The sequence below is a fragment of the Streptomyces subrutilus genome, from assembly GCF_008704535.1.
GTDB classification, from domain to species: domain Bacteria; phylum Actinomycetota; class Actinomycetes; order Streptomycetales; family Streptomycetaceae; genus Streptomyces; species Streptomyces subrutilus.
In genome coordinates this window covers 6205251-6219700 of the sequence record NZ_CP023701.1, presented here as the reverse complement: position 1 = coordinate 6219700, position 14450 = coordinate 6205251, and the positions used below count along the sequence as shown (strand labels likewise).

Sequence of the window (14450 nt, the reverse complement as noted above, 5' to 3'; positions counted from 1 at the left end):
GCGGAGTTGCGAGCTTTTGGAAGGACGGACCGTGCAGACCGACATCGATCCGCGCAGCCTGATCGGCCGCAAGGCCTTCGACCGCAATGGCACCAAGATCGGAACCATCGACGAGGTCTACCTCGACGACGCCACGGGCGTCCCGGAATGGGCCGCCGTCCGCACCGGCCTCTTCAGCCGGGACGCGTTCGTCCCGCTGGAGCCGAGCGAGCTGGTCGGCGACGCCCTGCGGGTCCCCTTCGAGCGCTCCCTCATCAGGGACGCCCCGGACTTCGGCGTCGGCCGCCACCTCTCCCCCGAGCAGGAGCTCCAGCTCTACCACCACTACGGACTGGACGTGACCCTCCCCTCGGAGTTCCACCACCCCCCGGCCGACCCGGACGAACCCCGCGACTTCGGCCGCCTCGCGGGCGACTAGGCCGTCTCTTTCGGATCTTGCCGGGCCCGCGACGCCTGGCACCGTGCCTGGCCGCACTGCCGAGGCGACCACGTACGTCCAGTACGCGAGCGCCCCGGCAGCACGCCCAGGCACGGCACCAGACGCCGCGGGCTCGGCCGACAAGATCCGAAAGAGACGACCTAGGCCCGGATCCGCCGGACCCGGGCGGCCCTACGGGGCCTGCGTCCCCTCCTCCCCCACCAACGGCAGCGGATCGGCCGGCTCCAGCTCCGGGTCGTCCACCCGGAAGGTGCGCACCCGTCCCGGCGCCGATCCGGGCCGCTCGAACCGTACGGTCACCCGCCCGACCCCGCTGCCCTGCACCCACCCCGGCCCGTACACCGCGTGCCGGACGTCGCTCCCCGCGGCCCAGTGCCGACCGGACGCGCCCCCGGCGTCCGCCCCGGCCGCGTGGTGGCCCGGCCGCGGGGCCGCCGGGTCCCCTGGAGCAGTGCGCTCCGGTTCCGCCGCCCCGGCGCCGCCCGGCGCGGCGACCCCGCTCACCCCGTCGGCTCCGCGCACCCCCGCCGCCCCATCCGGCGCATCCGACCCGTCCCGCACATCCGATTCACCGGCCGCGTCCGGCCCGCCCCCCGCGTCCTCCGCCCCCAGCGTCACCGAGGCCTGCGCGAACAGGTCCTCCTGCGTGTAGTCCGCCAGCCCCGTCACCCCCACGCCCAGCAGCCGCACCCCGCCCGTGGTGTCCACGCCCTCCAGCAGCCGCGCCGCGGCCTCCCGCACCACACCCGGGTCGTCGGTGGGCCCGCGCAGGGTCTCCGACCGCGTCAGGGTCGAGAAGTCGAAGCGGCGCACCTTCAGCACGATCGTCCGTCCGGAGTGCCCGGACGCCCGCAGCCGCTGCACGCAGCGGTCGGCCAGCCGCTGCACCTCGCCCCGGATGCGCACCCGGTCGTGGAGGTCGACGTCGAAGGTGTCCTCGACGGACACCGACTTCGCGTCCCGCTCCGCGACGACGGGCCGGTCGTCCAGCCCCAGGGCCATCCGGTGCAGGCCGACGCCGTGCGAGCGCCCGAGCATCCGCACCAGCTCGTCCTCCCCGGCCTCGGCCAGGTCCCCGACGGTGGTCATCCCGGCCCGCCTCAGGTGCTCCCCCGTCACCGGCCCCACCCCGGGCAGGGTCCGTACGGTCATGGGTGCGAGCAGCTCCCGCTCGGTCCCCGGCTCGATCAGCAGCAGCCCGGCCGGCTTGGCCTCCTCCGAGGCCACCTTGGCCAGCATCTTGGACCCCGCCAGCCCCACCGACCCGCTGAGGCCCGTGGCAGCCGCGATGTCGGCCCGCAGCCGCTCCCCCGTGGCGCGGGCGGTCACCGAGTCGAAGGCGACCCCGCCCGCCTCCAGGTCCACGAAGGCCTCGTCCAGGCTGAGCGGCTCCACCAGTGGGGACAGCTCCCGCAGCAGGCCCATGACGAGCTCGCTGACCGCCTGGTAGAGGCGGAAGCGGGGAATCAGGTACGCGCCGTTCGGACAGAGCCGCCGGGCCTGGGCCATCGGCATCGCGGAGTGCACCCCGAACCGCCGGGCCTCGTACGAGGCGGTGGCGACGACCCCGCGCGGCCCGAGACCCCCCACGATGACGGCCTTCCCGCGCAGGCTCGGCTTCGAGGCCTGCTCCACGGACGCGTAGAAGGCGTCCATGTCGAGATGGAGGATGGTCGGCGCGGATCTCACGGCACCGATGCTGCCCCACGCCTCTGACAACGGGCCCTACCGGCCCGCGGGCCCCGTGTCGCGCGGCGCCCCCGGGCCGGGCCGAACCGGCTCAGCCGGCCCGGTTCCGCCGCGCGGCCAGCTCGTCGGCCGGGTTCTGGCCGATCAGGGTCTCACCGGTGTCGACCCGCTCGCCGTGCAGTTGCGACAGCGCGTTCTCCACGTCCCGCCACACCACGCCCACGGCGATGCCGAAGACCCCCTGGCCGCCCTGGAGCAGGCTGACGACCTGGTCCGAGGAGGTGCACTCGTAGACGGTGGCTCCGTCGCTCATCAGCGTCATCCGCTCCAGGTCCGAGAAACCCCGGTCCCGCAGGTGCTGTACGGCCGTACGGATGCTCTGCAGCGCCACCCCGGTGTCCAGGAAGCGCTTGACGATCTTGAGGACCACCACGTCCCGGAAGCTGTACAGCCGCTGGGTCCCGGAACCGTGCGCGGGCCGCACGCTGGGCTCCACGAGCCCGGTCCGCGCCCAGTAGTCGAGCTGCCGGTAGGTGATGCCGGCCGCGGCGCAGGCCGTCGGCCCGCGGTAGCCGACCTGGTCGGGCGCCGGCTCGCCGCCCACCGGTGCGACCGGCGTCGACTCCGGCTGACGGCGCGCGGAACCCACCGTGCCGCCGTACAGCGGGTACGGCCCAGCATCACTCCGTACGGGGGTGCCCCCGGTCGTACCGTCGCCCGTGATCCTCACGCCGACCCTCCGTCCTTGACCTGCCACCTTGAAGGTAGGCAGTCACCAGGGGTGCGTCAACGATCGCCACACTCGGCACGCCGAGTGATAATCACCCTGAGAGTGGTTTCCCGTATCCGTTTGCGGGGAAAGGCTACTCGAATGGGCTGTCCGTCACCGTGGGCCACGCGGCACGAAGCCGGGGCATACGCCTACTGGGGGCCCGTTTCGAAGTCCTCCGGTGAGATCTGGTCGAGGAACTCGCGGAACTTCTCCACCTCGTCCTCCTGCTCGTCGGGAATGGCGATTCCGGCGTCGTCCAGCACGCCGTCACTGCCGTAGATCGGCGTCCCCGTCCGCAGGGCCAGCGCTATGGCGTCGGAAGGCCTCGCGCTCACCTCGACCCCGCTGGCGAAGACGAGCTCCGCGTAGAAGACGCCCTCCCGCAGGTCCGTGATGCGGACCTCGGTGAGCTCCTCGCCGATCGCTTCCAGCACGTCCTTGAACAGGTCGTGCGTCAGCGGCCGGGCAGGGGCCATCCCCTGCTGCGCGAAGGCAATGGCGGTAGCCTCCCCTGGACCGATCCAGATGGGGAGGTACCGGTCGCCTCCCACTTCACGCAGGAGCACGATCGGTTGGTTGGAGGGCATTTCCACCCGGACACCCACAACGTCGAGCTCGTTCACACAGTAACCCTAGGACCTGCCCCGCCGGTTTGGGTAGTCGGGCCCCCCTCGATGGCTACAGCCGGACTCCGAGAGCGGTCTGCACGAGCGCCTCGTGGAGCCGTACGGACAGTCCCGCGAGCTCCTTCATGGTCGCCTCGGCGTGTGCCCTGGTCTGCGGGTTGCGGTGGCGGCGCAGCGGTGCCACGACCTGCTCCACCAGCCCCGCCTCACGGTCCGCGGCGGCCTTCATCGCGCGCAGGTGCCGGGGCTCCAGGCCGAAGCGCCCCAGGTCGGCCACGAGCCGGGCCACCGTCACGGCCTCCGCGTCGAATCCGCCGCCCGGGGCCTCGGCGATCAGCCCGTACGACTCCCACTCGACCAGCCGCACCTCGTCGACGCCGGCGGCCGCCACGAGCTCCGCGCGGCCCACCCGGGCCACGGTGGGCCGTTCGCGGCCCACTTCCCCGTAGAGCGCGGCCGGACTCGTGGGGTCCACGGCGTCCGCGGGGTCGCGGTGGGCGGTGGGCGCCGGGATGCGGATCTGCTCTCCGCGTGCGAGCGCGTCCAGCTGCTCGCGGATCACCTTCAGCGGAAGGTAGTGGTCCCGCTGCAACCGCAGGATGTGGGCCAGCCGCTCCACGTCCCGGGTGCTGAACTTGCGGTACCCGGAGGGCGTGCGCCGGGGCTCCACGAGCCCCTCCGCCTCCAGGAACCGGATCTTCGAGATCGTGACGTCGGGAAACTCGTCACGCAGCGTGGTGAGCACCGTGCCGATGCTCACCAGCTGTCCGGCCGGGCCGGCGGTGCCGTTTCCGGCACCGCCCGTCGAGGAGCGCAGCATGGGACCTTCCCTCCGGGGGTCTCCCCGGACGGAGTCCGGGGAGCGGGTCAGACGCCCCGCAGGCTCGCGTAGAAGACCAGCCGGTACTTGCCGATCTGCACCTCGTCGCCATTGTTCAGGGCGACGGATTCGATCGGCTCCCGGTTCACGTACGTGCCGTTCAGGCTGCCGACGTCGGCGACGGTGAAGCCGCCGTCCTGGCTCCTGCGGAACTCGACATGGCGCCGGGAGACGGTGACGTCGTCCAGGAAGATGTCGCTCTGCGGGTGCCGGCCGGCCGTGGTGAGCTCGCCGTCCAGCAGGAAGCGACTGCCGGAGTTGGGACCGCGCCGCACGATGAGCAGGGCGGAACCGGGCGGCAGCGCTTCCACCGCGGCCTGGGCCTCGGGGGACAGTGAGGACGACACGTGCTGTTGGCCCGACACCTCGGCCTCGTAGGCCTCCAGGCCCGAGATCGAGATGGTGGACGTGGTCTCCGAGGCACGCTCCGGCGTCAGACCCGCCCGCAGCGGCGCCCCGCAGTTGGAGCAGAACCGGCTGGCCGCATCGCTGCGGTGGCCGCACCTGCTGCAAATCTGCTCGGCCGACATGGACGGCTCCTCGCGCCGCGGCTGCCCCGCGGAGGCGTTGGTGGCATACGGGTCGGGGGCAAACCCTCCACCCGCACTTGAGGTTGATGGTTCACCGAAACCTATGCGTCCGGTACCGGCGGGGTCAACAGCCGACGCGCCGTGCGCGCCCGAATTGTCGCCCGCGCCCGCCACCTCGTCGCGGAAGAGCGGCCGGTCGCCCTGCCCCTCCGCGTCACCGTGCCCGGCGCGGTGCCGTGCCGCGCCGCCGTCCTCGCGGTTCTTCTTGCCGAACAACTTCTCAAACAACTTCACGGGCGATTCCCCTTGACCGAAACAGACCCGCCCGTGGGGCAGGACGAACTCCTGATGCGCACACCTGCCGACCCGGACATCCTCACAACGTCCGTGACCACCAGACAGTTTCCACCACGCACCGCGACTTCGGTGCGCCGACCCCCCGCAGGCAGGGGCCCGTGTGAGCCGCTCCACTCCTCGCTCCGCTTCACGGCGATGACGACCGAGCGTAGTCAGGCTGCTTCGCTGCCCGCAAGGCGTCCACGACGATCTTCGCCGACCGTGTGACGGCGACGGCGGCCTGCTCCTTCTCCAGCGTCTGGACGACACCGCCCGGGATGTTCAGCGCGGGCTCCAGGTCCTGGGCCTTGCCGATCACCTTGAACTCGTACGGTTGCGTGATCTTCGTACCGTCGATCCCGACCCCACCGCTCTCGTCCGAGAAGTACGAGCCCGCCACCACCCGCACCCCGTTGATCTGGATCGCCTCCGCCCCGGCCGCCCGGAGCTCCTGGAGCGTGTCCAGCAGCTGGTCCGCCTCGACCTGGCCCGTGGGATCGGTGATCTTCAACGTGATGCCCGGGCCCTGGGCGGCCACCGTACCGGCCAGGATGCCGAGTTGGCGCTCCTTCTCCACGGTCTGCCTGCGGGCCTCCTCGGCCTGGTTGGAGCTGCTCTCCAGCTCCTTGCGCTGGTCCTCCAGCCGCTGCTTCTCGTCCTCCAGCCGCTTCGTCCGCCCGTCGAGCTCGTCGAGGATGCGCACGAGGTCCTCCTGGCGGGCCCCGCGCAGCGCGCTGGAGTCGCTGGTGGACCGGACCTGGATGGCCAGGCCCAGGCCGAGGACGAACAGCAGCAGCGCGACGATCAGTTGGGCCCGGCTCACCCGGGGCGGCCACAGCCCGGCGGCCAGCCGCTGCCGGCCGGTGGGCGCGGGCGGCCCCGGCTCCGGTTCCGGGCGCCCGGCGGGCGCCGGCGGAGGCACTCCGGGGCCACCGGGCGTGCGGGGAGGCTCGGGCGGGGTGCCGTCGGCGTGCATCGGCCTCACGCCCGGAAGACGTGCCGGCGGATGGCCGCGGCGTTGGAGAAGATGCGGATGCCGAGGACGACGACCACACCGGTGGACAGCTGCGAGCCGACGCCGAGCTTGTCGCCGAGGAAGACGATCAGCGCGGCCACCACCACGTTGGACAGGAACGACACCACGAAGACCTTGTCCACGAAGATGCCGTCCAGCATCGCGCGCAGTCCGCCGAACACCGCGTCCAGCGCAGCCACCACGGCGATCGGCAGATACGGCTCGACGACGGCCGGCACTTCGGGACGGACCAGAAGTCCGACCACCACTCCGGCCACCAGGCCCAGTACCGCGATCACGATGCACCCTTCTGCTGCTCTGCTGCTGTGGCTGTCCGCACGGTCAGGCTCGACGCGGCGGGCAACCGCACCTCGTCCATCGGGGACAGGGTGGAGCGGATGCCGTAGTTCTCCTGCAGGACGTGCAGGTACTGGCCGTCCGCGGAGTCCTGGAAGGCGGTGCCGAGCCGCTTCTTGTCGCCGACCGCCAGCACTTCGTACGGCGGCACCAGGGGCCTGTTGTCGACCAGTATCGCGTCACCCGCGGCCCTGATCGCCGAGAGCGCCGTCAGCCGCTGCCCGTTGATGGACACGGCCTCGGCGCCGGACTGCCACAGACCGTTGACGATCTTCTGCATGTCCCGGTCACGGAGCCGGCCGGTGTCGGAGAAACCGGCACTCTCGCGCGGTCCGCCGCCGGCCGACGAGGCGCCCTTCGCATCGTCGACGACCAGCTTGATCCCGGGGCCGCGCACCTCGGTGGCGCCGGCCAGCAGCGCGACGAGGTCGCCCTGTCCCCCGCCCGGCTGCCTGAGCGCGGTCCGCTGGCGATCGGCGACGTCGGTGCGCAGCCGCTCGATGTCCCGTTCCAGCCCGTGGGTGCGGTCGTCGGCCCGGTCCACCCGGTCGATCAGCTCTTGGCGCTCCTTGGCCAGCCCGGGCGCCGCCACCCGCGCCTGGGCGGCGCCGAGCGTCACGACCATCGCGGCCAGCACCAGCCCTCCGGCGAGCGCCAGCTTGGCCTTGAGTGTCCGCGGCAGCCCGGCCGTACCGTCCGCCCGGCGCCGGGCGGAGGCCTCGGCGTAGCCCTCGTCCAGGCTGTGGTCCATCACGTGGGTCAGCAGCGACATGGAGGCGTCCGGGCGCGCGGGTGGGGAGGACGGGCTCCGGTCGGGGGTCGGCTGCGACATGCCGCACATCGTCGCATGCAGGCGCCGTACCCACCGAATGCACCCGTCCGGCGGGGCTGGGACCGGAGCCTCCCCCGGTCCCAGCCCCGCCGGACTCGTGACTCAGCGCGCGGGCGTCAACCGCGCCGCCGTCAGGAGCCCTCTCCGTCCACCACGGCGGCCCACTCGTCGAGCAGGGCCTGCGCGGACGCGTCGTCGGGGCCTTCGGCCCACAGGTGCGTGACCGCTTCCGCCGGGTCGGGCAGGACCAGCGCCCAGCGCCCGTCCGCCTCGACCACGCGCACGCCGTCGGTGGTGTCGACCTGCCGGTCCCCGGCCGCCTCCACGACCCGCCGCATGACGAGCCCCTTGACCGCCCACGGCGTCGGCACGTCCCGCTTGAGGACGTGGGCCCGCGGGATCCGGGCGTCGATCTGGCTCAGCGTGAGCTGGGTCCGCGCCACCAGGCCGAGCAGCTGGACGAAGGCCGCGGAGCCGTCGAAGACGCTGCTGAACTCCGGCACGATGAAGCCGCCGCGGCCGTCGCCGCCGAAGATGGTGCTCTCGGCCCGGCCCACCCGGGTCAGGTCGTCGGGCGAGGTCGTCGTCCACTCCACCTGCGTGCCGTGGTACGCCGCCACCTGCTCGGCGACCCGCGTCGTGGTGACCGGCAGGGCCACCTTGCCGCTGCGCTTCTCGGCGGCGACCAGGTCGAGCATGACCAACAGGGCCCGGTCGTCCTCGATGATCCGTCCGCGCTCGTCCACCAGCGAGATCCGCTCACCCACCGGGTCGAAGCGGACGCCGAAGGCAGCCCGTGCGGAGGCCACGATCTCCCCGAGCCGCACCAGTCCGGCGCGCCGGGACTCGGTGGTCTCGGTCGGCCGGGACTCGTCCAGACCCGGATTGATCGTCAGCGCGTCCACGCCGAGCCGGCCGAGGAGGCTGGGCAGGACGAGGCCGGCGCTTCCGTTGGACGCGTCCACGACGACCTTCAGCCCGGCGTCCGCGATGCCGGTGGTGTCCACCCGGCGGAGTAGGGACCCGGTGTAGGCGTCGAAGACGCTGCCCGGGAACTGGAGGTCACCGATCTCACCGGGGAAGGCGCGCCGGTACTCCTGGCGCGCGTAGACCCGGTCCAGCTTGCGCTGCTGCTGGAGGGAGAGGTCGGCGCCCCGCTCGTCGAGGAACATGATGTCCACGGAGTCCGGCACGCCCGGCGAGGTCCGCAGCACGATCCCGCCGGCGCTGCCGCGGGCGGTCTGCTGCCGGGCCACGGGCAGGGGCACGTTCTCCAGGTCGCGGACGTTGATGGCGCTGGCCTGCAGTGCCGAGATCACGGCCCGCTTGAGCGCTCGGGCGCCGCGCGAGTGGTCACGGGCGGTGGTGACGATCGCGCCCTTCTTGAGGGTCGTCGCGTACGCACCGGCGAGCCGGACGACGAGCTCGGGGGTGATCTCCACGTTCAGGATGCCGGAGACGCCACGGGCACCGAACAGATGTGCCTGTCCGCGGGACTCCCAGATCACCGAGGTGTTGACGAACGCACCGGCCTCGATCGTCTTGAAGGGGTAGACGCGCACGTTCCCCTGGACGATCGACTCCTCGCCGACGAGGCACTCGTCGCCGATGACGGCGCCGTCCTCGATGCGCGCGGCCCGCATGATGTCGGTGTTCTTGCCGATGACGCAGCCGCGGAGGTTGCTGTGGGGGCCGATGTACACGTTGTCGTGCACGACCGCCTTGTGCAGGAACGCCCCGCTCTTGACCACGACGTTCGACCCGATGACGGTGTGCTCACGGATCTCCACGCCGGCCTCGACCTTGGCGTAGTCCCCGACGTAGAGGGGGCCGCGGAGCACCGCGTCGGGGCTGACCTCGGCGCCTTCGGCGATCCACACCCCGGGCGAGATCTCGAAGCCGTCCATGTCGACCTGGACCTTGCCCTCCAGGACGTCGGCCTGGGCCTTCACGTAGCTCTCGTGCGTGCCGACGTCTTCCCAGTAGCCCTCGGCCACGTACCCGTAGATGGGCCGGCCTTCCTTCATGAGCTGCGGGAACACGTCTCCGGACCAGTCGACGGAGACGTCCGCCTCGACGTAGTCGAAGATCTCCGGCTCCATCACGTAGATGCCGGTGTTGATGGTGTCCGAGAACACCTGGCCCCAGGTCGGCTTCTCGAGGAAGCGTTCGACCTTGCCCTCCTCGTCCACGATGGTGATGCCGAATTCCAGCGGGTTGGGGACCCGGGTCAGGCAGACGGTGACGAGACCGCCCTTCTCCTTGTGGAATCTGATGAGATCGGTGAGGTCGAAGTCGGTGAGCGCATCGCCGGAGATCACGAGGAACGTATCGTCCTTCAAGGCCTCCTCGGCATTCTTCACGCTGCCGGCGGTCCCGAGTGGCTTCTCCTCGTTGGCATAGGTGAGCTCCATACCGAGCTCTTCGCCGTCACCGAAGTAGTTCTTGACGAGAGACGCCAGGAACTGCACGGTCACCACGGTCTCGCTGAGCCCATGCCGCTTGAGCAGCCTGAGCACATGCTCCATGATCGGCCGGTTGGCCACCGGCAGGAGCGGCTTGGGCATGCTCGAGGTCATAGGGCGAAGGCGCGTGCCCTCGCCACCGGCCATCACGACGGCCTTCATGTCGGAAGAGTCCTCCTTGGAGAGACGACGTTCTCGCCGACCTCACCCGTCCCGGGCGGTGACTCCGCTACTCCTCCGCGTCATCAGGCGCCGAGCGAGCTCAATCGGCCGTGGCGTCCGCCTTCACGAGACGGCGGACCTGTACCACGTACAGCACTCCTGCCCACCAATACAGGGTTGTACCCCATCCGGCGAACGCCCATCCGAAAACTGCGCCCATCCAGGCCAACCAACCCGTGCCGTCACTGAGCAGCAGCAGGGGGAAGGCGTACATCAGGTTGAAGGTGGCGGCCTTCCCGAGGAAGTTGACCTGGGGCGGCGGATAGCCGTGTCGGCGCAGGATCCACACCATGACCAGCAGCATCAGCTCACGGGCCAGGAGCGCGCCGGTGAGCCACAGCGGCAAAAGCTCCCGGTAGGTCAGCCCGAAGAGCGTGGACAGGATGTACAGCCTGTCCGCGGCCGGGTCCAGCAGCCGGCCGAGGTTGCTGATCTGATTCCAGCGGCGCGCGAGCTTCCCGTCCAGGTAGTCACTGATCCCGCTGAGCATGAGGACGGCCAGGGCCCACCCGTCGTGCTTGGCCAGAATCAGCCACAGGAACAGGGGTACGCCGGCCAGCCGGGCCATGCTCAGGATGTTGGGAATGGTGAAAATTCGGTCGGTCTGAACCCGAGTCTCCTGGACCTCCACCCGGGGGCCTCCACTGTGACGCTAGAAATGGTTGAACGGTGCACCCTGACCCTACAGGAGAGCACACCCGGGCCCGGAACGCAGAAAAGCCCCGCACCATAAGGTGCGGGGCTTTCCCACAATGATTGTTCGGCGGCGTCCTACTCTCCCACAGGGTCCCCCCTGCAGTACCATCGGCGCTGAAAGGCTTAGCTTCCGGGTTCGGAATGTAACCGGGCGTTTCCCTAACGCTATGACCACCGAAACACTATGAAATTTGAACGCTGGTGTTTTCACAGCTGTTCGTTATTTCAGAACTAACACAGTGGACGCGAGCAACTGAGGACAAGCCCTCGGCCTATTAGTACCAGTCAGCTTCACCCGTTACCGGGCTTCCACATCTGGCCTATCAACCCAGTCGTCTACTGGGAGCCTTACCCTCTCAAGGAGGTGGGAATACTCATCTTGAAGCAGGCTTCCCGCTTAGATGCTTTCAGCGGTTATCCCTCCCGAACGTAGCCAACCAGCCATGCCCTTGGCAGGACAACTGGCACACCAGAGGTTCGTCCGTCCCGGTCCTCTCGTACTAGGGACAGCCCTTCTCAATATTCCTACGCGCACAGCGGATAGGGACCGAACTGTCTCACGACGTTCTAAACCCAGCTCGCGTACCGCTTTAATGGGCGAACAGCCCAACCCTTGGGACCGACTCCAGCCCCAGGATGCGACGAGCCGACATCGAGGTGCCAAACCATCCCGTCGATATGGACTCTTGGGGAAGATCAGCCTGTTATCCCCGGGGTACCTTTTATCCGTTGAGCGACGGCGCTTCCACAAGCCACCGCCGGATCACTAGTCCCGACTTTCGTCCCTGCTCGACCCGTCGGTCTCACAGTCAAGCTCCCTTGTGCACTTACACTCAACACCTGATTGCCAACCAGGCTGAGGGAACCTTTGGGCGCCTCCGTTACTCTTTAGGAGGCAACCGCCCCAGTTAAACTACCCATCAGACACTGTCCCTGATCCGGATCACGGACCGAGGTTAGACATCCAGCACGACCAGAGTGGTATTTCAACGGCGACTCCACAACCACTGGCGTGGCTGCTTCAAAGTCTCCCACCTATCCTACACAAGCCGAACCGAACACCAATATCAAACTATAGTAAAGGTCCCGGGGTCTTTCCGTCCTGCTGCGCGAAACGAGCATCTTTACTCGTAGTGCAATTTCACCGGGCCTATGGTTGAGACAGTCGAGAAGTCGTTACGCCATTCGTGCAGGTCGGAACTTACCCGACAAGGAATTTCGCTACCTTAGGATGGTTATAGTTACCACCGCCGTTTACTGGCGCTTAAGTTCTCAGCTTCGCACACCCGAAAGTGTACTAACCGGTCCCCTTAACGTTCCAGCACCGGGCAGGCGTCAGTCCGTATACATCGCCTTACGGCTTCGCACGGACCTGTGTTTTTAGTAAACAGTCGCTTCTCGCTGGTCTCTGCGGCCACCCCCAGCTCAAGGAGCAAGTCCTCTCACCAGTGATGGCCCCCCTTCTCCCGAAGTTACGGGGGCATTTTGCCGAGTTCCTTAACCATAGTTCACCCGAACGCCTCGGTATTCTCTACCTGACCACCTGAGTCGGTTTAGGGTACGGGCCGCCATGAAACTCGCTAGAGGCTTTTCTCGACAGCATAGGATCATCCACTTCACCACAATCGGCTCGGCATCAGGTCTCAGCCTTATATGAGGGACGGATTTGCCTACCCCTCGGCCTACACCCTTACCCCGGGACTACCACCGCCCGGGCTGGACTACCTTCCTGCGTCACCCCATCGCTTACCTACTACCACCTTGGATCGGCGGCTCCACCACTTTCCTTTCCCCGAAGGGTCCGGAACGGCTTCACGGCCTTAGCATCAGAGGATTCGATATTGGGCGTTTCAAAGCGGGTACCGGAATATCAACCGGTTGTCCATCGACTACGCCTGTCGGCCTCGCCTTAGGTCCCGACTTACCCTGGGCAGATCAGCTTGACCCAGGAACCCTTAGTCAATCGGCGCACACGTTTCTCACGTGTGTATCGCTACTCATGCCTGCATTCTCACTCGTGAACCGTCCACAACTAGCTTCCGCTGCTGCTTCACCCGGCACACGACGCTCCCCTACCCATCACAACACCCGTTGGGGCTATACGCTGCAATGACACGACTTCGGCGGTACGCTTGAGCCCCGCTACATTGTCGGCGCGGAATCACTTGACCAGTGAGCTATTACGCACTCTTTCAAGGGTGGCTGCTTCTAAGCCAACCTCCTGGTTGTCTCTGCGACTCCACATCCTTTCCCACTTAGCGTACGCTTAGGGGCCTTAGTCGATGCTCTGGGCTGTTTCCCTCTCGACCATGGAGCTTATCCCCCACAGTCTCACTGCCGTGCTCTCACTTACCGGCATTCGGAGTTTGGCTAAGGTCAGTAACCCGGTAGGGCCCATCGCCTATCCAGTGCTCTACCTCCGGCAAGAAACACACGACGCTGCACCTAAATGCATTTCGGGGAGAACCAGCTATCACGGAGTTTGATTGGCCTTTCACCCCTAACCACAGGTCATCCCCCAGGTTTTCAACCCTGGTGGGTTCGGTCCTCCACGAAGTCTTACCTCCGCTTCAACCTGCCCATGGCTAGATCACTCCGCTTCGGGTCTAGAGCGTGCAACTCAATCGCCCTATTCGGACTCGCTTTCGCTACGGCTTCCCCACACGGGTTAACCTCGCTACACACCGCTAACTCGCAGGCTCATTCTTCAAAAGGCACGCAGTCACGACCCATTGAGTAAACTCAATGAGCGACGCTCCCACGGCTTGTAGGCACACGGTTTCAGGTACTATTTCACTCCGCTCCCGCGGTACTTTTCACCATTCCCTCACGGTACTATCCGCTATCGGTCACCAGGGAATATTTAGGCTTAGCGGGTGGTCCCGCCAGATTCACACGGGATTTCTCGGGCCCCGTGCTACTTGGGAGATTCTTAAGCAAGCCGCTGATGTTTCGTCTACGGGGGTCTTACCCTCTACGCCGGACCTTTCGCATGTCCTTCGACTACATCAACGGTTTCTGACTCGCCGACCGGCCGGCAGACCGATCAAAAGAATTCCCACAACCCCGCATGCGCAACCCCTGCCGGGTATCACACGCATACGGTTTGGCCTCATCCGGTTTCGCTCGCCACTACTCCCGGAATCACGGTTGTTTTCTCTTCCTGCGGGTACTGAGATGTTTCACTTCCCCGCGTTCCCTCCACACTGCCTATGTGTTCAGCAGTGGGTGACAGCCCATGACGACTGCCGGGTTTCCCCATTCGGACACCCCCGGATCAAAGCTCAGTTGGCAGCTCCCCGGGGCCTATCGCGGCCTCTCACGTCCTTCATCGGTTCCTGGTGCCAAGGCATCCACCGTGCGCCCTTAAAAACTTGGCCACAGATGCTCGCGTCCACTGTGTAGTTCTCAAACAACGACCAGCCACCCACCACCCCACCGGACAAACCGTTGAGTTCACTGGGGCCGGCAAGAAGACACAACCTCACGGCCGTACCTTCAGGACCCAACAACGTGCCAGACACGATCCCCTCCACACTCCCTGTTTTCCACGCCGAAGCAGTACTTACAGGAGGTTTTGGAAACCGTGCC

11 protein-coding genes and 2 rRNA genes are annotated in these 14450 nt (G+C 67.6%); 1 reads left to right on the top strand and 12 read right to left on the bottom strand.

The features are described 5' to 3' along the window. The first annotated feature begins 31 nt into the window (after positions 1 to 31). Complete coding sequence (locus CP968_RS27675) at positions 32 to 418, top strand: PRC-barrel domain-containing protein (RefSeq protein ID WP_150520573.1); 387 nt, start codon at positions 32 to 34, stop codon at positions 416 to 418. A 192-nt stretch (positions 419 to 610) separates the two neighbouring features. Here the strand turns inward: CP968_RS27675 and CP968_RS27670 are convergent, their stop codons facing one another. The 12 genes from CP968_RS27670 to CP968_RS27615 form a co-directional block, all read right to left on the bottom strand. Then, entirely contained in the window at positions 611 to 2128 is a 1518-nt protein-coding gene (locus CP968_RS27670; protein ID WP_150520572.1) for a DNA polymerase IV, read from the bottom strand. Positions 2129 to 2219: 91 nt separating this feature from the next. Beyond that, a complete protein-coding gene (locus CP968_RS27665) occupies positions 2220 to 2858 on the bottom strand; it encodes a MerR family transcriptional regulator (protein ID WP_150520571.1) in 639 nt (212 codons plus the stop codon). A gap of 191 nt (positions 2859 to 3049) precedes the next feature. Beyond that, positions 3050 to 3523, bottom strand: a complete 474-nt coding sequence (locus CP968_RS27660; RefSeq protein ID WP_150520570.1) for a bifunctional nuclease family protein — start codon at positions 3521 to 3523, stop codon at positions 3050 to 3052. A gap of 55 nt (positions 3524 to 3578) precedes the next feature. Next, positions 3579 to 4346, bottom strand: a complete 768-nt coding sequence (gene ftsR, locus CP968_RS27655) for a transcriptional regulator FtsR (RefSeq protein WP_150520569.1) — start codon at positions 4344 to 4346, stop codon at positions 3579 to 3581. A gap of 47 nt (positions 4347 to 4393) precedes the next feature. Further along, on the bottom strand, positions 4394 to 5338 hold the full coding sequence (locus CP968_RS27650) for an FHA domain-containing protein (RefSeq protein WP_150522161.1): 945 nt from the start codon (positions 5336 to 5338) through the stop codon (positions 4394 to 4396). 82 nt (positions 5339 to 5420) lie between these two features. Continuing rightward, positions 5421 to 6248 (bottom strand): DUF881 domain-containing protein, encoded by an 828-nt coding sequence (locus CP968_RS27645; protein WP_229886890.1) that lies wholly within the window; start codon positions 6246 to 6248, stop codon positions 5421 to 5423. 5 nt (positions 6249 to 6253) lie between these two features. Next, a complete protein-coding gene (locus CP968_RS27640) occupies positions 6254 to 6586 on the bottom strand; it encodes a small basic family protein (RefSeq protein WP_030158423.1) in 333 nt (110 codons plus the stop codon). Further along, complete coding sequence (locus CP968_RS27635) at positions 6583 to 7485, bottom strand: DUF881 domain-containing protein (RefSeq protein WP_150520568.1); 903 nt, start codon at positions 7483 to 7485, stop codon at positions 6583 to 6585. The genes CP968_RS27640 and CP968_RS27635 overlap by 4 nt, the downstream gene beginning before the upstream one ends. A gap of 122 nt (positions 7486 to 7607) precedes the next feature. Next, a complete protein-coding gene (locus CP968_RS27630; protein ID WP_150520567.1) occupies positions 7608 to 10103 on the bottom strand; it encodes a mannose-1-phosphate guanyltransferase in 2496 nt (831 codons plus the stop codon). A 100-nt stretch (positions 10104 to 10203) separates the two neighbouring features. Continuing rightward, entirely contained in the window at positions 10204 to 10794 is a 591-nt protein-coding gene (gene clsA, locus CP968_RS27625) for a cardiolipin synthase ClsA (protein ID WP_150520566.1), read from the bottom strand. A gap of 127 nt (positions 10795 to 10921) precedes the next feature. Beyond that, positions 10922 to 11038 (bottom strand): 5S ribosomal RNA (rrf, locus tag CP968_RS27620). A 76-nt stretch (positions 11039 to 11114) separates the two neighbouring features. Next, positions 11115 to 14239: ribosomal RNA gene (locus CP968_RS27615) — 23S ribosomal RNA — on the bottom strand. Between the last annotated feature and the right edge of the window lie 211 nt (positions 14240 to 14450).

Excerpts from the sequence above, each read along its gene's own strand:
- CP968_RS27630 (WP_150520567.1), bottom strand. The coding sequence starts at position 10,103 with ATGAAGGCCGTCGTGATGGCCGGTGGCGAGGGCACGCGCCTTCGCCCT.
- ftsR (WP_150520569.1), bottom strand. The coding sequence starts at position 4,346 with ATGCTGCGCTCCTCGACGGGCGGTGCCGGAAACGGCACCGCCGGCCCG.
- CP968_RS27635 (WP_150520568.1), bottom strand. The coding sequence starts at position 7,485 with ATGTGCGGCATGTCGCAGCCGACCCCCGACCGGAGCCCGTCCTCCCCA.
- CP968_RS27645 (WP_229886890.1), bottom strand. The coding sequence starts at position 6,248 with ATGCACGCCGACGGCACCCCGCCCGAGCCTCCCCGCACGCCCGGTGGC.